The following is a 20618-nucleotide window of genomic DNA, read 5'->3' as shown; positions in this document are numbered from 1 at the left end:
TTGGTGAGCTGATTGCCTCTTTGCACCGTCTGAGGTACGGTCCTCAGCCAGAACCGCAGGAGAATTTGCATGGTCAGCCCGGCCTCCAAACTCAATGGAGTGGCAATTAAAGGCCGCCGGAACACAGCGGACCGCATTGAGAAGGCACTGTTAAGTGAGATCACGGCCGGGCAGATCGAACCCGGCGAAAGGCTTGACGAGACAAGGTTGGCGTCCCGTTTTGGCGCATCGCGCACGCCGGTTCGGGAGGCGCTCGGCCGGTTGCGTGCACAAGGCGTGGTTGAGGAGGGCGAAGGGCGCGGTCTGCGCGTTGCACAGTACAGCCGCGAAGAGCTTGCGCAAATGTTCGAGGCGATGCACGAGATCGAAGCCTTGTGTGCGAGGCTTGTCGCTCAACGTCTGACTTTATTGGCAAAATCTCGTCTGGAGGCCGCTCAAGCGCGTTGCCGCGACGCTGCCGAAGCAGGTGACAGAGTAGGGTATCTGCGGGCGAACGAAGAGCTGCATTTCGAGATCTATGAGGCAACTGGCAACCCGTATATACGCCAGATAGCCAGCGAATTTCGCAGTCGCTCGGGCCCCTTCCGGGCGAAGAAGTTCGCAACCAAGGAAGACCTCATCGCTTCAGCTGTCAGCCACGAGGTCTTGCTCCAAAAGATCTTCTCAGCGAACTCCAACGATGCTTTCGACTACATGCGCAAGCATATGGAGGAGAGCTTCATGCAGGTGCTCGCTGCCAACTAGTCTCCTACGTTGGGCATCGCAGCTTTTTTGCAGAAAGATGGCACACAGCTGTGGACAGAGCAGCATTTGTGTATACAAAAATGCCCAACAAAAAGACCTAGGGGAACACAATGGGCGTCGTAGAAACCAAAATCTATCCCATCAACACCGGCTGGCTCGAAGCTGATCTCGGCACCTACATCTTCTGGAAGGGGCCAGCGGGAAAGAAATACTGGAACCCGGTCTACTGCCATTACGTCGATACCGGTGAGTACAAGATCCTGATCGATACCGGTTTGCCCGATGAGGAACGGGCCACCAAGTACCACCACAAGTGCGAGAAGCGCGGCTGCCTGCAGGTGCATGAGCATCTGGAACAGAAGCTTGGGGTTCACCCCGACGAGATCGACGCCATCGTCTTCACGCACCTGCACTGGGACCATGTGCAGAACATGAAGCGGTTCAAGAACGCGCGCTACATTGCGCCCAAGGCCGAGATCGAAATGGCTTACAATCCGCTTCCACTGTACTACCGGACCTATGAGGCCAACATCGGCGTGGAGCAGGCGTATGCAGGCTGCGTGTTCGAAGCTGTCGAAGATGAGTGCGAAGTGCTGCCGGGCATCACCATGTTCCACACGCCGGGGCACTCGGTCGGACATATGGCGGTGTCTGTCGCGACAAGCGTTGGCGATATCTGCGTGGTCGGCGATGCCATCTTTGTGGAGCGCAATCTCGAACCAAACCCAGCGGAAAAATGGCGCTACTGGGTACCTGCCCGGTTCGTGAACTCCTATGAGGGTTGGAAGTCGGTCGAAGAGATCGACAAGCGGGCGGATTACGTCCTGCCCTGCCACGATGAGGCGGCGAATGCGCGCTCCGATGTATACCCGTATCCGGGCATGCCGCTGCGCAAGCGGCGTCAGGTCATCCCAGGGTACAAATTCTATTTCGGTGACATGCCTGCGGGCAGCGTCGGCAAGGCAGCACCGGCCATGTCCGCGCAGGAGGTGGATGGCTATATCGCGAGCCTCAAAGACCCCAAGGACATGGCGGAGTACTGATTGATCCAACAGCACGAGCTGTGGGGCGCGGCATGCCGGAGCTGACCGATCGGATCGCTGATATTGTCGGCCGCCTTGATGCGGTGGTCTTCGACCAGTGGGGTGTTCTACACAATGGCAGCACGGCCTATGCGGGTGCTGCCGACGCCCTCCACACGCTGCACCGGCAAGGCAAAAAGCTGGCCGTCTTGTCGAACTCGGGCAAGCGCGCTGATGCAAACCGGGATCGTATCGCGGCCATGGGATTGCCGGCTGAGCTTTTCGATTTGGTGATGACCTCTGGCGAAGCGTTCTGGCAGGATTGCCAGTCGGGAAGGGTGGTGATGGGCCGGGTTTTTCCGATCACGGCCAAGCCCGGTGACTTCGAAACATGGCGCGGCCCATTGCCGATCCGTGAAGCTGGTGACGTTCTGGAAGCCAACAGCGTACTTCTCATGGGCCTGCCCGAGGGGAGCGACGGCTCAACCGAAGCGAGCGTCCTTAAAACGGCGCGCTCTTGCGGTCTGCCGCTGTATTGCACCAACCCGGACCGGGGGTCGCCAAGGGCTGGTGGCGCAATCCAGCTGTCGCCCGGGGCTTTGGCCCATGCGTACCAGGATGCAGGCGGCGAGGTGACCTTCTATGGAAAGCCTCACCTCCCGGTCTTTGACGCTCTGACGGACGCCCTTGGGACCGATCCGGCCAAGATATTGATGGTGGGAGACTCGCTCGAACACGACATCGCAGGTGGAGCGAGTGCTGGTTGGCAGACTGCGTTCGTGATGGGCGGCCTGCACGCAGATGCCTTTGTTGACGCCGATGCGCAGGCAGCGCTTGAGCGGCTCGCCGCTGCGCATGCGTCTCCCTTGCCCGACTATATGATCAGCCATCTGGCCAGTCCTGGAGCCTGAACCATGTCGCCAATCTCCGCTTTGCCCGATGCGTTTCTGGCGCTCTCTGCCGCATGCGGAAAAGACCCGCTGCGTGTGCAGGGGCCTGGCGGGAACACAAGCATCAAGGTGGATCGGTCGCTCTGGATCAAGGCTTCGGGCACCGAGTTGGCGGATGCCTTGGACAAGCCGATTTTCGTAGAAGTCGACCACGCCATCGCTCACGCCGAGGCGAAGGGCTCGGGCGACGGCACGTGCCGTGCTGCGATTGTCGATCCCACAGCTGGTCTGCGACCTTCCATCGAGACGACCTTCCACGCGTTGATCCCTTGGCGCGTTGTGGTTCACACCCATTCCGTCGCGACGATCGTTCACACGATCGGGCCGGAGGGCGAAAAGGCGGCGCATGAGAAGCTCCGAGGGTTACCGTTTGTCGCGGTGCCCTATCGCAAACCGGGACGACCGCTGACCAACGTGATCGCCGAAGCGATTGATGCACGCACCCAGATTGTTCTTCTCGGCAACCACGGGCTTATCGTCGCCGGAGATTCCGTTGAGGACGTCGCAGAGCTGATGGACGAGGTCGAGCGGCGACTTGAAATGCCAGTCATAGGCAGGCATGCCCCCGCGTCGACGGAACCACCGGCAGGATTTCGTTGGCTTGATGATGCCGCTTTGGCAAAAAATGCACGACTGTTCGCCCTGGCAACGGGCGGGTCGTATTATCCTGATCATGTGGTCTTTCTAGGTCCGGGCTTGCCAAAAGCGCCGACCGAGGGCGCACCTGTCTGTCTCATCGAGAACCAGGGCTTGGCCGTCCGCACCGATGCCACCGACGCTCAAGCGGCCATGGCGCAATGCGTCTCTGATGTTTTGACGCGGTTGCCAGAGGAATGGTCCCCCGCAGCGATTGGCGCCGAGGCGGAAGCCGAGCTTCTGAACTGGGATGCAGAGAAATACCGCCAGGCGCTTGCGGCGCGCGATAATGAAGCAAGCTGAGATGCTTGTTCTGGGCATCGATATCGGAACCTCTGGCGTACGAACTGCGGTCCTCGATCAAGACGGAACGCTTGTCAGCACAGCACGCGCCGCGCACCTTCCAACCTCCAACGAGGATGCCAATGCCTGGTGGGACGCTGCCGCACGAGCCGTGCAGGCACAAGTAAGCGCGCTTCACGAGACCCAACACAACCCGCACGAGATCGAGCGCATCGCTATCGATGGGACGTCGGGATCGATGGTGCTGGTTGATGCCACTTTGAACCCTGTCACTGCCGCCATGATGTACAACTCGGGCGGCTTTGATCGCGAAGCTGAGCGTATTGCGAGCCACGCCGAACCCGGATCGATAACGCTTGGGCCGTCATCGGCCCTTGCGCGCATGCTGCGCCTGCAGGCGATGGATGAAAGCGGATCTGCGGTTCATTTGCTGCATCAGGCTGACTATGTGCTCGCGAAGCTGGCTGGCATGTCGCTCGGCTCCGACGACAACAACGCCCTGAAGCTTGGCTGGGACCCGGCAGTTGGTGACTGGCCATCATGGTTCGAGACGGCGGGCGTACCGGTCGAAACGCTCCCAAACGTTCACCGCCCCGGCGCAGAAATTGGCGAGCTCAGCCACGCGGTCGCAGATGCCTTGGGCCTGGCGGCAGGCACGAAGCTGCATGCTGGCACAACCGATAGCATTGCGGCGTTTCTCGCAAGCGGCGCGACCGAAATCGGTGACGCCGTGACCTCGCTCGGCACGACCCTCGCCATCAAGTTGCTCAGCGACGCACGCGTCGATGACCCCGCAAGCGGCGTCTACAGTCATCTGGTCAACGGCAAGTGGCTCGCTGGCGGCGCATCCAACACGGGCGGAGGCGTCCTCGCGCACCATTTTTCCGGGCAGCAGCTTGCTGACCTTAGCGCCCGCATCGATCCGGATGTGGCGTCACAACTGCACTATTATCCCTTGCTCAAGGCGGGTGAACGCTTCCCCGTCAACGAGCCGCAACTGGAGCCGAAGCTCGAACCCAGACCGCTAGATGATGCCGAGTTTCTCAAAGGAATGCTTGAGGCGATGGCCCGCATCGAAAAGCAGGGCTATGACGCGCTCCACCGCTTAGGTGCGCCATCCCCCAAACGGTTGTTCACCGCCGGTGGCGGCGCCAAAAATGCGATTTGGTCTGCAATCCGCGCTCGGCATGTCGATGCGCAGATGGTTGAACCGCGCCACAGCGAGGCCGCGGTCGGCGCTGCCCAACTGTGCCTTTTGGGGAGCGGCTGATCGTCCTGCGCACAAGGGCGTGCAATCACTCAGCTGCTGTCGGCAGCTCCGCTGCGATCCGATCGTCATTGTCGGAATGCCGCGATGCCAATGGCAGTTTGGGCAGGTCTGTCGTCGGTTTGCTTGTTGTGTCGTCCCCGGCAACCTGCGCCTTGCTCTTGTAGGTGAAGAACAACCGCGATTGAGCGATGAAGACAGCGGGAACCGCCAGCACGATGATCACCGTGCCGAACAGGACGCCAAATCCTACCGAAACGGCCAGCGGAATAAGGAACTGTGCCTGCAGGCTCGTTTCCATAATCAGTGGATAGATGCCCAGGAAGGTGGTGATGGAGGTCAGCAAAATGGGCCTGAAGCGATCCTTCGTGCCTTCAATGACGGCGGTTCGCGTATCCATCCCTTTATCAAGGTACTCATTGTACAAATCGATCATAACCAGCGAATTATTGATCACGACCCCCGCAAGACCGATGATACCGAAGATTGACAGCAGGCCGAGCGACACACCAACGACATAGTGCCCGACGATTGCTCCAATCAGCCCAAGCGGGATTGCGATCATCACCACAAGCGGCTGGATGTAGGATCGGAAGATCAAGGCCAGCAGCGCAAAGATGATCAATAAGGCCAAGATCGATGCCTGGCTGAGAGCGGCTTGCGCTTCGCCTTGCGTCCGCTGTTCGCCCCCGAAGTCGACGATCAGCCCGCCATAGGTCTCGGTTAGCACGGGCAGCAGATCGGTGCGGATGATCTCGTTCGCCTCTTGCGCCGTGATGACCGTGGTATCGACGTCCGCGGTGATGGTCGTGATGGTACGTCCGTTTCGGCGGCTTATCTGGGTTGCGGCGACGCCCTCGCGAAGTTCTGCAACCACCGAAAGGGGAATAAGGTCGCCCGCTGGGGTCCGAATGTCCGTGTCGAGCAGATCAACGACGCTTTGGCGGTCTTGAGCCGCATAGCGTACGGATACCTGCACATCGTCGCTACCGCGCTGCACCCGCGTTGCTTCGATGCCGAAGAAGCCGCCGCGAATCTGCGTTGCCAAGTCATTGCGCGTGATCCCGTAAAGTCGGGCTTCGTCGCGAAGTGCCAACGTGTATTCGAGCCGGCCCGCCGTTGCGTCATCCTGAATGCCGAAGACGCCGGGTATCGCTTCGAGTTGTGCACGGACGTCCGCCACCACAGGTGTGATATCGCCGCCGTCGGGCACCGACAGTTCCAGCGCGATGGCGCTGCCCGCATCCACCAGTGACGATGTAACGGTGAGGGAGGTCAGCCCAGCGATGGTGCCGATCTCTTGCAGCCACTGCGCTTCGAACGCTGCCGTTGGCCACGCACGCTCTTCGGGTGGCAGAATCTGGACCGTGATGTTCGCCAGCGACGAGTTCACCGATGCCGCTGATGCGAAGGGCCCGCCACCCCCAGCACTGCGCCCCAGAACCGTGTTCACATCAACAATGATCTGCTGCTCCATGCCGCGTTCATCTTCCATGCGCGCGGCGGCGCGCTCAGCAGCGAGACGGATTGTCTCGGCGACCGAACCTGTGCGCTCGAGGCTTGTCCCATCGACGAGGTCGACGTTTGCGATGACGTACTCACCGTCGATCGCGGGAAAGAACTCAAACTTCACATAGCCATGAGCCACCAGGCCGACAGTCATGATCATCGCTGCGATCACACCGGCAATAGGGACCAGGAAACGCTTGGTAACGAAGCGCAGCATCGCCGTCAGCGGATAGCGGATAAACCATTGCAGCGCCCCATCAATGACGCCTCTAACCCAGCCGATCGGCCTGAACGCCAGAGGAGCGCGATAGTCCGAATCGACCCGCATCTTCGACAGATTGTTGGGCAACACGAACAGCGATTGAAGAAGGGAAAGGGTCAGCACGATCATGACGATGATCGGGATGTCGACGAGAAAGCTGCCAAGCGGTGCGGGCATCTGCAACAAGGGCGTGAAGGCCACGATTGTGGTCAGCGCAGAAAAAACAACCGGGACCGCAACCCGCTGGACCCCGACCACAGCTGCTGCCTGAGGTGTTTCGCCCTTCTCGCCGTTCTTGAAGATGTTCTCGGAGATGACGATCGCGTTGTCGACGACGATCCCGATGGCAAGGATAAAGCCAAACAGCGAGATCATGTTCACCGACACATCCAAGGCGCTCATCACCACAAAGGTGCCGGCAAAGGCGATGCTGATGTTGACCGCGCACCAGAACGCCAGGCGAATGTCGAGGAACAGCGCGAGGCAGATGATGACCAGAACCAGACCGGTGAAGGCATTCTTGATCAGAAGATCGAGCCGCGATTGCAAAACGACGCTCTCGTCCTGCCAGAGCGTAATGCTCACGCCAGCAGGCAGCGACGCGCGAAAGGTGCCGTCAACATAGGTCCGCACCGCTTCGGCGACATCAAGCACCTGCTCGTCGCCGACCCTGAAAACGTTGACGGTTACCGCTGTATCACCCGCGTAGCGCTGGACCAGATCATCGTCTTCAAAGCCATCGGTAACGGTGGCAATATCGCCAACGCGAACTTGCGCACCGGTCTCGCTGGTTCGGAGAACGATGTCGGCAAATTCCTGCGCGGTGAAGTTTCGTCCCAGCGTCCGGATGGGCACCGACAAGCTCGCTGAGTCGACGTCGCCACCGGGTAGTTCAAGCGAGTTCGCCCCGATCGTCTGCGCAACATCTTGCAACGTCAGACCGTAGGCGGCCAGCGTGTTCCGTTCGATGGTTATCGCGATTTCGCGATCGGGAATATTTTGCGTCTCCACGAAGGAAATCGCATCGAGCAAGGTTAGCTCATCCTTGAGCCGCTCGGCCTGCTCAACGAGTGTCCGCAAAGTTGCCTGACCGTGGACAGCGATCTCCATGACGCGCGTTGTATTGGTTGAGCGCACAATCGTGGGCTCGTCGGCGTCTTCTGGGAAGACGGTAATGCGGTCGATCTCGGTCTTGATCTCGTCGAGCTTCTCCATGACGTCTTCGCCGGCAAGAAAGCTGACCGAAAGCGAGCCGCGGCCCTCGCTGGCGGTCGCGTTGATCTCATCAATACCGTCGATGCTGGCCAGCTGTTCTTCGATGGGTCGGATGATGGATTGGGTTACCTCTTCAGGCGCAGCACCCTGATAGGGCATGCTGATCGAAACAGTATCGAGATCGAATTCCGGGAAGGTGGTCTGGCGGATCGAAAGCGCTGAGGCGATCCCAGCCAGCAGGACGATGATCATGATCATGTTGCCCGCAACGGGATGCTCGGCCATCCATTTGAGTGCGCCGTTCATGTCAGCCCCCAACCTGTACGGTGGCAGGCGGCGGCGAAGCTGCACTGACCGTCATGCCATCACTGACGCTCGACAGCGGGCTGGTGACGAGCATAGCGGTAGCAGCCAGGTTGGGGCCGGTGATGAAGGCCTTGTCGCCAGCACGATGCAGCACCGTGATCGGCTCAACCCGAAGCGATCCGCCATCTAGTATCCAAACTGCCTCATCGTTGCGGACTGCCGTTACATCGACGACAAAGGTGTCATCGGGGACGTCGGCCTGAATTTCAACGCTGACAAATGCGTTGATCAAAGCCGGTAAGGCGGGCCCTGCACCGCCACTTGCAGGCTTGCCTGCGGCGGGGTCATCGAGCGCAAGCGTGACCGAAAGCGTCCGGGTCTGGGCATCGATCTGCCGATCAACCCGCGCGATCTGCGCGCTCCACTGGTAGTCCTGCCCGGCAAACTCGGTTTCGACTGACGCCCTTGCTGTTGGGTTCGAGAACAGGTTTGCGATCAGTGCAGCTTCGCGCTCACGGATGTCGACCGTGACTTCAAGTGCGTCCGCTGAATAAATCTGTGCGACCGGCGCACCTTGCGCAATCACCGCACCCAACTCGGCCTGCTTTGACAGTACACGGCCATCGAAAGGGGCTTCGACAACGGTGTTTGCCAACGCGATTTCGGCAGCTTCCCGATTGGCATAGAGGCTACGAAGCGACGCTTCCAATTCCTGTTCGCGGCTAAGCAGCTGATCAAGTTGATCTTGCGCGATGATACCGCCGTCACGCAGTTCATAGGCACGCTCGAGCTGGGTAATCACCAGGTTCAGTTGGGCGGTCGAGCTTTCGATCGTTGCCACGACTTGCGCCAGGTTGGCGCGTGCGTTGCGGTCATCAAGGCGGAAAAGGATGTCGCCCTTCTCGAAAGCGCCCCGCGCATCGATAGCGGGGTGCAACTCGACGATGCGCCCGCCAGTTTCCCCGGCGATGTCGAGCAGGCGGCTGGCGCTGATGAAGCCGTCGGCTGCGATCGGGATACCGTTCGCCGCTTGCAGGGGTGCTGCCTCAACGGTTGGGACGCTGCGCTCGATGGGCGCTGCTTCAACCACGGTGCGGTTTTCTGCCAGAAACTGAAAGCCGAACCAGCCCCCAGCAACAATAGCAACAGCCACAGCTAGCCAGAACACTTCCTTGATTGCGCGCCACATGAAAGCCAAAGCCGGTCTCCCTTATTCAAACAACTGTTCACTTACGCCGCAGTCCGCCACTGGATTAGCCAGATTGTGGCAGTGCCTACAATCTCAGCACTGCGCAGCCCGAAACGGGGGTGAACAGACTGTTCAGCCTTGTCGAACGAGCCGGCTGTCCTGCACTGGAAGGAAGTCCTAGGCCGATGGATAAATGCTATAGCACAATTGTTTCAAACGTATGTATTAAATTTTGGCAAGACTGACAAATCGATTGAAGATCCGATCGGGATTCCTGCGGCTCACCCTTCTCATTTGCGCCGCAAAGCCCTATGGACGGGCCTATGACGACCGGCACCGAGCGAAATCAGGACAGCCGTACCGAGGCGACCAAGCTGGCCCTTTTGGAGGCAGCCATGAAGCTGTTTGGCGAGAAGGGTTATGACAACACAACAGTTCGCGACCTGATCAACGAGGCTGGTGTCAATCTTGCCGCCATCAACTATCATTTCGGTGGCAAGGAAGGCTTGCGCTATGCTGCGATCGGCCATCTCGCCTGTACCTTCCGGAACGAGGGTCCCGGCGAGGTCTTGCAGCATCTGACACCGGAAAAGATCGCAACCATGACGGCCGAAGAGGCGCGCGCAACGGTGCGGGAAATCATGCGTGCGTCTTTCATCCGATCAACCAGAGGGCCGGACGCCGACATCAAGTCGCGCTACATCCAACGTGAGCTCATCCAAGGTGGAAAGCCGACAGAGCTGTTCTACGAGAATGTTTTCAGCTTGCAGTTCACCCTTATGCGAACACTGGTTGCGCGTATGACCGGCGAAGACCCTGAAAGCGAAATGGTCCGCCTTCGGGCGGTCAACCTCGTCGCCCAGAGCGTCTTTCTGAACCTTGCCCGCCCGCTGGTTCTGATGGCTCTTGAGTGGGAGAACTATACCGAGGACAAGTCGCACACCATCGCGGACGCTTTCTGGCTCCACCATCAATAAGTGCGGATGTCAGAGGTCAGCTTAGCTGCCTGGCATGGCCACCGCTCGCTTCCAGCGCCGTAGGGCTAACGCTTTGGCTGTAAAGCAACTGTCAAAGTGCAGCGGCGGGCAAAGAAACCGCCTTTCCAAAGGGTGCGGCTGGAGGTCACTCGATCGGCCTCTCATCGTTCAGGAGATCTTCCTGATTGCCTTCGGCGCGCTCTTGTTCGACCTGTTTTTGAACATCGGTTTCCGGCGAGACGTCCAGATCCTCGAGGTTCATAATGGCTGCCGGGCGCTCCTCTTTCAGCGTCGACCGTCCAATCGGTTCCGGGTCAGGGGCTGCAGCCTGCTGCATGATGATGGCGCCATCACCAGCGCCATCGATGCGAAGGCGGTAGATCGGTTCAGGGAAGCTGAAGCCCGCAGTTTCGAGTGTCCGTTTGACAGCGTTGATTGCGCCGCTGCGCGCCTTGAGAAAATCCGTTTCACGCTGGTCAATCCAGGCGGCAAACCAGATGACAATGCTTGAATCGCCAACCTTCTGGATGCCAGCCAGCGGCGCGGGATGGGCGAGAACGAACGACAGCTCCAGGAGTGTCGCCTCGGCCTTTCCGATGGCTTCCAGCGGATCATTGTTCGTATCGATCCCCAGCTCAAAGTCAAAGCGACGCTGCGGATTGCGTGTGTAGTTGAGGATGATGCCCTTGAAGACCTGGGCGTTGGGAATGCGCAAATGGTTGCCGTCGAGGGTCCTGAGAATGGTCGCGCGCGAGGTCAGCCGGACCACGATCCCCTCGAGATCGTTGATTGCGACAAAATCGTTGGCGCGAAAGGGTTGCCGCAGGCTCAACATGACGCTGGCGATATAGTTTTCGATGGTGTCGCGAACGGCGAACCCGACCGCAAGGCCAATCAAGCCCGCGCCACCAGCCGCCGCGCCAAACAGCGCCATTGCGTCCAGAATACTGAGCGCGAGCAACAGGCCCAGCAGAAAACCCAAAATCAGAACTGTCTGCGAGAGCAGTCGTGCGATGAACAGGTTTGGCGCGATGGCGTCCCAAAGCCTTGTCCAGGAGGACAAGGCGTAGCCTAGTGTTGCAACGATCAAAAAGGCAGCAAGCGCAACCGCATACAGTGGCCAGCCGCGCACAAAGGCATCAAGAACTCCTTGGTATCGTTCAAGAAGAGGGTTGAGATTGTCTTCGATGCTGAGGGTGCGATCAATGTCATCTTCGACAGCGACAACGCCCTCCAACCGCTCGGCCAGCGATATGGCCCGCTGCGCGGCATTATCGTTGGGTGCATCGCCTCGAAGCACGACCACACCTTCGCTGACCGAAGGCCGGACGCTTCCAAGTTCGTCGATCTCCGAGAAAATCGCCCTCAGGCGGTCGCGCAGATCAGTGTCTGATGTGCTGCTGTTTTCGACGGCGATCGGGGTTGTCGTATCCGTCGAACCGTCCTGCGCAAAGCTGGGCATACAGGTCGCGGCGATTACCGGGGCCGCCAGCAACAAGACTGCTAGCAACAGCCGGGCATGCCACCCTACCATGGCGTCACAAAGCGCCAAACCGCTTTACCAGGACGCCAGGGCTGACAGGCCCGCTCACGTAAAACAGGTTGAGGCGGTGCAAGAAACGGGGACATGGATTAAGCGTCTGGCTTGTCTCGTGAAAAATCGGACGGCAGCGGCGCGATGTTCAAACGAGCAAACGCAGCGGCCATACTGAACGCCGCTTCGTCAGATCGGTCAATATGGCCGATCGCAGCCCTCCAGAGCTGGGTTTCGGCCGGCTGCTGATCGAAAGACATCTGCTTCCTTCACCAGCCGTTGGTGCGGCGATCAGTCGTCATTGTGCGGTTTTGCCAAACCAGTTTGGCGCAGGCGCGTATGTGATCCAGCACCAGGAGTAACACCATGACCGCCAGCACCGCGTTTCCGTCCTCGTCCCTTCAGGCTCTCATGTTCGGCTCAATCGGCACGCTCATTGAGTCGTCGCACTTTCAGCGGGAGGCTTTCAACATGGCCTTTCGCTCTTTCAAAGTTGACGTCTTCTGGAACGAGGACGCCTATCGGCAACGGCTGCAGGCGCCAGGTGGTCGCAACCGGATCGCAGCAGAGCTCGAAGCGAGCGGCGACGACGCCTCCGAGCAGCGGGTCGAAGCGATCTATGAAGCCAAGACGTCCAACTTCATCAATCGATTGCTTGCCGGTGTCGAGCTTCGCCCGGGGGTTCTGAACCTCATTGAGCAGGCGAACCGGGTCGGCATCCCTGTTGGATTGGTCTCAGGCACCGACCGACGGGTCATCGATGCCGCCATTGAAGGCGCAGTCGGCCTCAAAGCCGATATGTTTGCGCTCATCGTCAGCGGTGCGGATGCGCGTAATGCCAAACCGGACCCTGAACTCTACCGGCTGGCAGTATCCCGGCTCGACGCAGACCCCACCGGCTGCGTCGCCATTGAGGACACACCGGCCAGTGCCATGGCCGCCGTTCGAGCGGGCATCCCCGTTATTCATACGCCCGGGGCGCTGACAACGGACCAGCATTGCGATGCCGCTGGCGCTCGCATGGCCAATCTGGACGGCTTGGGTATCGGCACCACCGCGCTTGACGCCTTGCGGATTTGGCACGGAGAACAGTCGAGAAAGCCGGCGGCATAGGCGGCTGCGCAGTTGCCGCTTTTGGTTGAACTTTGCTTGATGGTCGCAGGAAACGATGGCGAAGAAGCTCGTTGTGCGACCAAGCAGGTGGTGATGCAGCCTTTCTGTGAGGCTGACCGATCGTTTGCCGAAACCGGCAGGCCGGCTCCAACGACTGCGAACAGGGGAAAGTCCTTAAGCGGGATTGGTGGAACCGGTCAGGCTTGATGCGGTTGCTGCGCCCAGATTGTTGCGTTGCGCGCGACGCGCGCGAACCGGAGCGCTCTCCATCTGGGGGGAGCGAGGTGCTCAGGTCCAAGAGCTGAGGTGTATAAAGGCGGGTCGATCCCATCGGATGCTCGGTGCTCAATGGAAATCACGGCTTTTGGGAATGACCCGAACATTCCTTGGATGGGTACCGCGCCCTGGCGTCGTCCCTTTTGACGATTGTTTTGCGGACGCGGCTTGTTCACCGGCCTGCGAAAGCGGTCGGCGGCGCACCCGCAAATAGCCAGCCTTTCCGCCACCTGAGATGCGCGTGTCTTGTTCGACCGGTCTTTTGACCTCGTCGGCGTGGGCCAGCGGAAGCTCCAGAACGCCTTCTTCGCGCAAATCCTTCTTGCGCCGCGCCCGGCCGCGAAGCTGCTTGCGATAGTCGCCATTGGCTTTGACGGGCCCCGTCAGGGGGCTGCGGACATGGTCTGCGTGGGCCACCGTTTCTGGCAGCGGCTCATCGGACAGCACCGACAGATCATCGGTCCGGTCGATCAGCTTGTGCGCGACGATGTGAATGACATCCTCTTTGCGCTGCACCTCGCCGACCACCTCGACCAGTCGCGCCTGCATCACCACCCGGCGGAATTTCTCGACCATCTTGCCCCACACAACGATGTTCGCCGTTCCGGTCTCATCCTCCAATGTCATAAAGACCACACCCTTGGCGGTACCCGGTTTCTGGCGGACTAGCACAACGCCCGCATAGCGAACCCGCTGGCCGTGCCGGGACAGGAACAGCCCCTCAGCGGTGATCATGCCCTGGGCCGTGTAGCGCTCGCGCAGGAACGACATCGGGTGCGCTTTGAGAGACAATTTCTGGGTCTGGTAATCGGCGACCACGTGCTCGCCCAGCGGCATCGATGGTAAGGTGACGGGCACATCCGCACCGGTGGGATCGGCTTCTGCCGCATCGAAAAGGTCGGCAGGGCTGTCCGACATCAGCCCGCGCACGGCCCACAAGGCCTGCCGCCGGTCAAGGCCGAGCGAGCGGAACGCATCACCGGCAGCGAGGCGTTCGAGCACCGCGACCGACAGGCCGCACCGGCGGCAATCATCCATAGAGGTCAGGCGCCTGTTGCCTCGGCGTTGCATGAAGGCCTCCATCACATCCTCGCGCAGCCCATCGAGCTGGCGGAACCCCAGCCGCACGGCAAAGCCGCCGCTTTCATGCTCTTCGAGCGTGTTGTGCCAATGCGACTGGTTCACATCCACTTCGCGCACCTCCACGTCGTGCGCACGCGCATCGCGCACCAGCTGTGCGGGCGCGTAGAACCCCATGGGTTGGCTGTTGAGAATGGCTGCGCAAAACACATCGGGGAAATGGCATTTGATCCAGCTTGAGGCGTAGACTAGAAGCGCAAAGCTCGCAGCGTGGCTTTCGGGAAAGCCATATTCGCCGAAGCCCTTGATTTGGTTGAAGCAGCGCGCCGCAAATTCGGGATCATAGCCGCGCGCGACCATGCGCCCGACCATCTTTTCCTGCAGCGTGTGGATCGTGCCGACGCGCCGGAAGGTCGCCATCGCCTTGCGCAGCTGATTGGCTTCATCGGGGGTGAACTTCGCCGCATCGATGGCGATCTGCATCGCCTGCTCCTGAAACAGCGGTACACCCAAGGTGCGCCCAAGCACTCGCTCCAATTCATCCTTGGGCCCATGTTCGGGCGCGGGCGAGGGGTAGTTGACCGTCTCAATGCCGTCCCGTCGCCGCAAATAGGGGTGCACCATATCGCCCTGGATCGGCCCCGGCCGCACGATAGCAACCTCGATAACCAGATCGTAAAAGCGCTTGGGCTTCATGCGCGGCAGCATGTTGAGCTGGGCCCGGCTTTCGACCTGAAACACGCCGATAGCATCGGCCCGCTGGAGCATCGCGTAAACATCGGGGTCTTCCTGCGGCAGCGTCGCCAGATCGTAATCAAGACCGTAATGGCGCTTGATCAGCCCGAACGCCTTGGCGATGCAGGTCAGCATTCCGAGCGCCAGCACATCGACCTTGAGGATCTTCAAGGTGTCGATATCGTCCTTGTCCCATTCGATGAAGGTGCGGTCGTCCATGGCCGCATTGCCGATCGGCACCAGCTCTTCAAGCGGGTCTTCGGTCAGCACAAACCCGCCGACATGCTGTGATAGATGACGCGGGAAGCCCAACAGTTCGTGCGCCAGCTCAATGGTCCGTTTGAGGGTCGGGTCATCAAGGTCGAGCCCGGCCTGCCGTATCTGATCGGCGGGCAATTCTCGGCCCCACGAACCCCAGACCGTCGAGGCCAGAGCGTTGGTGACGTCTTCCGACAGACCCATCACCTTGCCCACTTCGCGCACCGCTGAGCGTGGGCGATAGGTGATGACGGTGGCGGCGAGCGCTGCGCGATGGCGACCGTAGCGCTCGTAGATGTACTGGATGACCTCTTCGCGCCGCTCATGCTCGAAATCGATATCGATATCGGGCGGCTCCTTGCGCGCCCGCGACAGGAAGCGTTCAAACAGAAGGCTGGTCTGGGAAGGATCGACCGCCGTGACGCCGAGGCAGTAACACACCGTCGAGTTGGCCGCCGAACCGCGCCCCTGGCACAGAATACCCTTTTTGCGGGCGTGGGCGACGATGTCGTGGACGGTCAGAAAATACTGCGCGTATCCAAGATCGTCGATCAAGGACAACTCTTTGTCTATCGCTGCACGCACACGTTCAGGTACCCCACCAGGATAACGCCATTTGGCACCCTCCAGGGTCAGCGCCTCGAGGTGACCCTGCGGTGTCTTGCCCTTGGGTACCGGCTCGTTTGGGTAGTTGTAAGCAAGCTCATCAAGCGAAAAATTGGCCAGAGCGAGCACATCACCGATCGCGGCTAAAGCGGCCGGATGATCGGCAAAAAGCCGTGCCATTTCAAAGCCGGGTTTAAGGTGGCGCTCGGCATTGGCAAGGAGCTTGAAGCCTGCCTTGGCCAGCGGCAGCTTTTCGCGGATACAGGTCACAACGTCCTGCAAAGGGCGGCGTTCGGGCGCGTGGTAATGCACGTCGCCGGTTGCCACCAGCGGTACCCCGGTGGTCCTGGAAAGCTGAGCCAGCTTGTTCAGCCGGGCGCGATCGTCGCCGGTGAAATGGTAATGCGCGGCCAGCCAGGTCCGCCCCGGCGCGGCATCGCGGATTCGCACGAGCTGATCGGTGAAGGTGTCATCCCGCGGTTGTTCCAGCCCGTTCTGGGCTGGAACAGAGCCAAAAAAGTGCGCCGGCGGGACCACGATCACCGCCTGATCTTCAAGATGCGCCAGCATGTCTTCGAAGGAGAAATGGCACGCGCCCTTCGGCGCGTTCATCTTGCCGCGCGATAGCAGCCGGCAGAGATTGGCGTAGCCCCTCCGGTTGCTGGGATAAACCAACACCGATGGCCCGTCTTGCGGATCAAGCCTCGCCCCCACAACGAACCGGATGCCCTCCTTCTTCGCCTCTTCATGCGCGCGCACCACGCCTGCCAGCGTGTTGCGATCGGTCAGGGCGATCGCCCTGTGTCCGAGTGCCTTGGCCGCGATGACCAGCTCGCCGGGGTGCGATGCGCCGCGCAAAAAGGAAAAATTGCTGGTGGCCTGCAGTTCGGCATAGCCGGTCTTTTTTGGATCGACTGGCCGCGCCACAAGCCCGGCCGAGCTTTTGCCGGCGGGCCTGCGAAAGGGGATCGGCGGATTTTCGCGGGGCCTGGTCATGCGTTGTTGTCCTGAAAGGACAGAGCGAATGACGCGTAAGAATAGCGTGTCATGTCAAAATCCAGCGGTCGTTCCGTAGGAACGGAGCGAATGAGAAACAACGTCCAGCGGTCGTTCCGGAGGAACGGAGCGAATGAGAAACAACGTCCAGCGGTCGGTCCGAGGACCGGAGCCAGATGAGTGCAGCGGTCGTTCCGCAGGACCGGAGCGAATGAGAAACAACGTCCAGCGGTCGTTCCGCAGGACCGGAGCCAACAACGCGGCCTGACCGGTATTTCTTTTGCTCTGTCCCTTCGGAACAACCGCGTTCCTTTTGCTCTGTTCCTTCGGAACAACCGCGTTCCTTTTGCTCTGTTCCTTCGGAACAACCGCATATCTTTTGCTCCTGGCTTTCAAGCGGTCGGTCCGAAGGACCGGAGCGAACAACACGGCCCGACCGCAGTTACTGAAACAACCCATGGACAAACCATTCGGGCGCTTGGTCGTCACCTGATAGGTCGCCGTAAAGCCCCGCCCGGAACACCCAGTAGCGGCGGCCTTCGCCATCTTCGACATCGTAATAATCGCGCACGCGCATCCCCGCCCGTTTGCCGGCCTCTTCATCTGCGCTCTGGCCATTGTCTTGCCACCATGGCGCGGCGATCCTCTCCGGCCCTCGGGCGCGCACGATGCCGCGCCGCACCCGACGCCAGACGAGCTGTGCAGGCGGCCCATCGGGGATCGCGGCGACCACATCAGCGGGCTCGGGCCTGTCGAGAAGCCGGGCCGGGCGCGGCGCCGTGTGGGGCGCTTCATCCTGCCAATGCTGCCAGGACGCGGCGGCAGGCGACCCTGCCACACGCGGGCTTTGGCCCAGATGTCCGGCAGCCACAGCGTTGGACGCCTGTTCGGGCACATGGCTCGCAACCGGCTGCAGTTGAAAGGCGGCAAGCGCGCCAAACCGGTTGGCAAGCCGGTCGACCAGCGCCATGACATCCTCATCAAGGCGCAGCGCATCGCCACCACCGCCCGCAACCACCGACGGCACCCATCCGGTCTGGCTTGCATCCATCGGTTCGGTGCCTTCAGCGGCAAGCACGAACGCTTCGATACCAAAGCCCGGATCGATCGCCTGCAACCGCTCGGTGAACAACCGCATCAGCCCCTGGGCATCGCGGCCCGCGCGCGACAGCTGAACGGGTACCTGACTTGACGATCCATCAACGGTGAACGCATGCAGGCGGAAACGGCGCGCACCAAGGCCCTCGCGTTCCAGCCGCCCTTCAAGCCGCGCCAGCATGTCCCGTAGCGCCCATTCGATACCGGTCACCTCCATGATCGGCTCGGGACAGGCGAGGGCGGTTCGGTAGGGTTCTGGCGGGCGGATCGGGGTGATCGGTTCAGCCACATCACCGAACAGTTGGTCGAGCCTCAGCTGCACCGATTGTGCCGCCTGGCGGGAACGGAACCGCCTTTCGAGCGCCGAACGGGGCACGCGGCGCAGCGCACGGATGGTCTTGAGGCCCAGCCGGGTCAGAAGCGTGACCCGGTCCTCGTCGAGCATCAGGGCTTCGATGGGGAAGGCATCGAAAGCGTTGGGTTCTATGCGGTTGCGATCTCTGGATTTTCCCGGTTCATCCGAGCAGTGATCATCGGAGGCATGTCCGCTGGAAGCATGACCGTGAGACCATGGGTCGCCAAGAACAGGCGGTGGCTGATCAGCGTCCGGGTCGTGGCCGTAACGCGCCAGCGCGCGCGCGGCCAAGGGAGTTGGCGCAAGCCCTGCGAGCGTCAGAAAGCCGAGCTGGGTGAACCGCGCGACCACTGTTTCCACCATCGCCTGCTCGCCACCGAACAGATGGGCACAGCCAGCGGTATCGATCATCAGCCCGGCATCGGTGGCCGTCAGCCCATCGGGGGCGACAATCGGCGAGAAGCGCAGCGCAAAGCGGGTCATACGCTCAAGCATGGCCGCATCACCTTCTTCGTCGGCATAATCGACTTGCAAATGCGGGCAGGCTGCACGGGCATCGTGCAGCCGTTGACCGATTTGCGCGCCAGCCTGGAAGCCGGCTGCGTTGGCGGCGGTGATGCGCGGACCGCGCGCGCTCAGTTCGACGAGGACGCGTGGGTTTTCTGATGCATCTCCGTCCTTATGTGCCTGGGGTGCAGACGCTGCATTTTGCTGCTCTGGGGCTTGCAGCGTTTGTTCCGCAGGAACAGAGCCGGGTGAGTGCAGCGGTCGGGCTGAAGGCCCGGAGCCAGGTGACATGAGCGGTTGTTCCGCAGGAACAGAGCCAGGTGAGTGCAGCGGTCGGGCTGAAGGCCCGGAGCCGGGCGACAATGCCGGTTGTTCCGCAGGAACGGAGCCAGGTGAGTGCAGCGGTCGGGCTGAAAGCCCGGAGCCAGGTGACAATGTCGGTCGGGCTGAAAGCCCGGAGCCACTCAAAGCGGTCCAACCACTAGCCTGTGTTGCGCCATTGCTGTTTGATTTCTCGCTCCGTTCCTGCGGAACGACTGCTCGAAATCTGTGCGCCCTGCGTTCCATCGCCAGACACCTGTCCATGGCGAAGCGGGGAAACCAGATCGAAAGCCAACGTGGTTGGGTCCCAGTGAACATGAAAAATCCTGTCATCGCCCGGACAGCTGAAACTGCCGGGTGACATGAGCGGTTGTTCCGCAGGAACAGAGCCGGGTGAGTGCAGCGGTTGTTCCGCAGGAACAGAGCCTGATCCGTGTCTGATGCGGGAAAGACGAAGGTGAAAACCTGGCGCGCCCGGCGCCTTGGGGTCATCATGGTCACCGGGACCGCGGGCTGGCCGCAGCATCCAGCGGGTGCTCGCCGCCGACGCGTCGCGCGTCCCGCAAGCATGCACCATCACCAGCGGGACACCGCTGGTCTGGCTCGCCCGATCGAGCCGCTTGGTCATCTTGAACGGCAATGCGGCCCCTTCGCCGATCACGGCAGCAAGACCCGCCGTGCGCACCGCATCTTCGAGGGTCTGCGCAAGATCGCGCTGGTGTCGGACGCGGATGCACAGGAGGCGGCTTGCCAGCGACCCCAGAGAATTGCCGGGACCGTCCGAAAGGCCGTCCGCCATGATCGGCTGGCACAGTCCGGGGCCGTAGGGCCGGCCATATTCGCGCGCCACCGTCTCAACCTGCACATAGGCCACCGGGCCGGGGCGCTTGGCGCTCATGATGAAGCGCTGCACAAGGCATTGTGCGAACAGGCCTGCTGCCGGCGTGAACACTGGCATTTCCGGCGTGATGTCGTGCACCCCGCGCAGCGCCAGCCCATGGGGCAGATACCGGTCCAACGCCTCTGTTCCCAGCCGCCAGGGTTGTACGGCTTGGCCAGCCGCATCGAAACTGCGTGCTGGTGCCCGCGCATCGGCTTCAAAGCCTGTCACGCGGCCTTCAAGCTTGGCGATGGTGGCTTCCAAAGCCTGCATCTGCCGTTTGCGGCGCGTGTCGCTTTTATTTCTGTCGCGGTTTTCAGCGTATATCACGCACAACCTTCCCGTTCGCGGAACAGCCGGGCTTGCTCCACGTTCATTTGTGATATCAATGTTTTAAGGCCCTGCACGATTGTATCTGGCAATCGTACAGAGATATTTGTTCCACTTTTGTTCTCATTTAGGAATCGAATCCAAAAAGA

At 60.7% G+C, this 20618-nt stretch carries 14 protein-coding genes; 7 read left to right on the top strand and 7 right to left on the bottom strand.

Going from position 1 to position 20618, the window contains the following annotated elements:
* The first annotated feature begins 69 nt into the window (after positions 1-69).
* The 5 genes from AAF739_15840 to AAF739_15820 all read left to right on the top strand — a co-directional run bounded on the left by AAF739_15840 (position 70) and on the right by AAF739_15820 (position 4925).
* Complete coding sequence (locus AAF739_15840; protein ID MEM6384144.1) at positions 70-744, top strand: GntR family transcriptional regulator; 675 nt, start codon at positions 70-72, stop codon at positions 742-744.
* 110 nt (positions 745-854) lie between these two features.
* Entirely contained in the window at positions 855-1787 is a 933-nt protein-coding gene (locus AAF739_15835; protein ID MEM6384143.1) for an N-acyl homoserine lactonase family protein, read from the top strand.
* A gap of 32 nt (positions 1788-1819) precedes the next feature.
* Positions 1820-2677 carry a TIGR01459 family HAD-type hydrolase gene (locus tag AAF739_15830; GenBank protein MEM6384142.1) on the top strand — a complete coding sequence of 286 codons (858 nt, stop codon included), beginning with the start codon at positions 1820-1822 and terminating at the stop codon, positions 2675-2677.
* 3 nt (positions 2678-2680) lie between these two features.
* Positions 2681-3655 carry a class II aldolase/adducin family protein gene (locus tag AAF739_15825; GenBank protein ID MEM6384141.1) on the top strand — a complete coding sequence of 325 codons (975 nt, stop codon included), beginning with the start codon at positions 2681-2683 and terminating at the stop codon, positions 3653-3655.
* Positions 3642-4925: an FGGY-family carbohydrate kinase gene (locus AAF739_15820; protein ID MEM6384140.1), complete on the top strand. Its 1284-nt coding sequence runs from the start codon at positions 3642-3644 to the stop codon at positions 4923-4925. The genes AAF739_15825 and AAF739_15820 overlap by 14 nt, the downstream gene beginning before the upstream one ends.
* A gap of 25 nt (positions 4926-4950) precedes the next feature.
* On the opposite strand, the gene AAF739_15815 is transcribed toward AAF739_15820, so the two are convergent.
* Both AAF739_15815 and AAF739_15810 read right to left on the bottom strand, forming a co-directional pair.
* On the bottom strand, positions 4951-8214 hold the full coding sequence (locus tag AAF739_15815; GenBank protein ID MEM6384139.1) for an efflux RND transporter permease subunit: 3264 nt from the start codon (positions 8212-8214) through the stop codon (positions 4951-4953).
* Position 8215: 1 nt separating this feature from the next.
* Entirely contained in the window at positions 8216-9403 is a 1188-nt protein-coding gene (locus AAF739_15810) for an efflux RND transporter periplasmic adaptor subunit (protein MEM6384138.1), read from the bottom strand.
* A 323-nt stretch (positions 9404-9726) separates the two neighbouring features.
* Between AAF739_15810 and AAF739_15805 the strand changes: the two genes are divergently transcribed.
* Entirely contained in the window at positions 9727-10380 is a 654-nt protein-coding gene (locus AAF739_15805) for a CerR family C-terminal domain-containing protein (GenBank protein ID MEM6384137.1), read from the top strand.
* Positions 10381-10525: 145 nt separating this feature from the next.
* Here the strand turns inward: AAF739_15805 and AAF739_15800 are convergent, their stop codons facing one another.
* On the bottom strand, positions 10526-11842 hold the full coding sequence (locus AAF739_15800; protein MEM6384136.1) for a mechanosensitive ion channel domain-containing protein: 1317 nt from the start codon (positions 11840-11842) through the stop codon (positions 10526-10528).
* A 170-nt stretch (positions 11843-12012) separates the two neighbouring features.
* On the bottom strand, positions 12013-12174 hold the full coding sequence (locus tag AAF739_15795) for a hypothetical protein (protein MEM6384135.1): 162 nt from the start codon (positions 12172-12174) through the stop codon (positions 12013-12015).
* Between the two features lie 106 nt (positions 12175-12280).
* On the opposite strand from AAF739_15795, the gene AAF739_15790 reads away from it, so the two are divergent.
* Complete coding sequence (locus AAF739_15790) at positions 12281-13027, top strand: HAD-IA family hydrolase (protein MEM6384134.1); 747 nt, start codon at positions 12281-12283, stop codon at positions 13025-13027.
* A 345-nt stretch (positions 13028-13372) separates the two neighbouring features.
* Here the strand turns inward: AAF739_15790 and AAF739_15785 are convergent, their stop codons facing one another.
* From AAF739_15785 to AAF739_15775, 3 genes are all read right to left on the bottom strand, one after another.
* Entirely contained in the window at positions 13373-16978 is a 3606-nt protein-coding gene (locus tag AAF739_15785) for an error-prone DNA polymerase (protein MEM6384133.1), read from the bottom strand.
* A gap of 442 nt (positions 16979-17420) precedes the next feature.
* Positions 17421-19229 carry a DNA polymerase Y family protein gene (locus tag AAF739_15780; protein MEM6384132.1) on the bottom strand — a complete coding sequence of 603 codons (1809 nt, stop codon included), beginning with the start codon at positions 19227-19229 and terminating at the stop codon, positions 17421-17423.
* Positions 19230-19419: 190 nt separating this feature from the next.
* The gene (locus tag AAF739_15775) at positions 19420-20412 is read right to left on the bottom strand and encodes a hypothetical protein (GenBank protein MEM6384131.1); all 993 of its coding nucleotides are present in this window, start codon (positions 20410-20412) and stop codon (positions 19420-19422) included.
* Positions 20413-20618: the final 206 nt, after the last annotated feature.

Source organism: Pseudomonadota bacterium, from assembly GCA_039024915.1.
Taxonomy (GTDB): domain Bacteria; phylum Pseudomonadota; class Alphaproteobacteria; order Rhizobiales; family MH13; genus MH13.
Note: the sequence above shows the minus strand (reverse complement) of the source record. Positions and strands in the feature narration are given on the sequence as shown.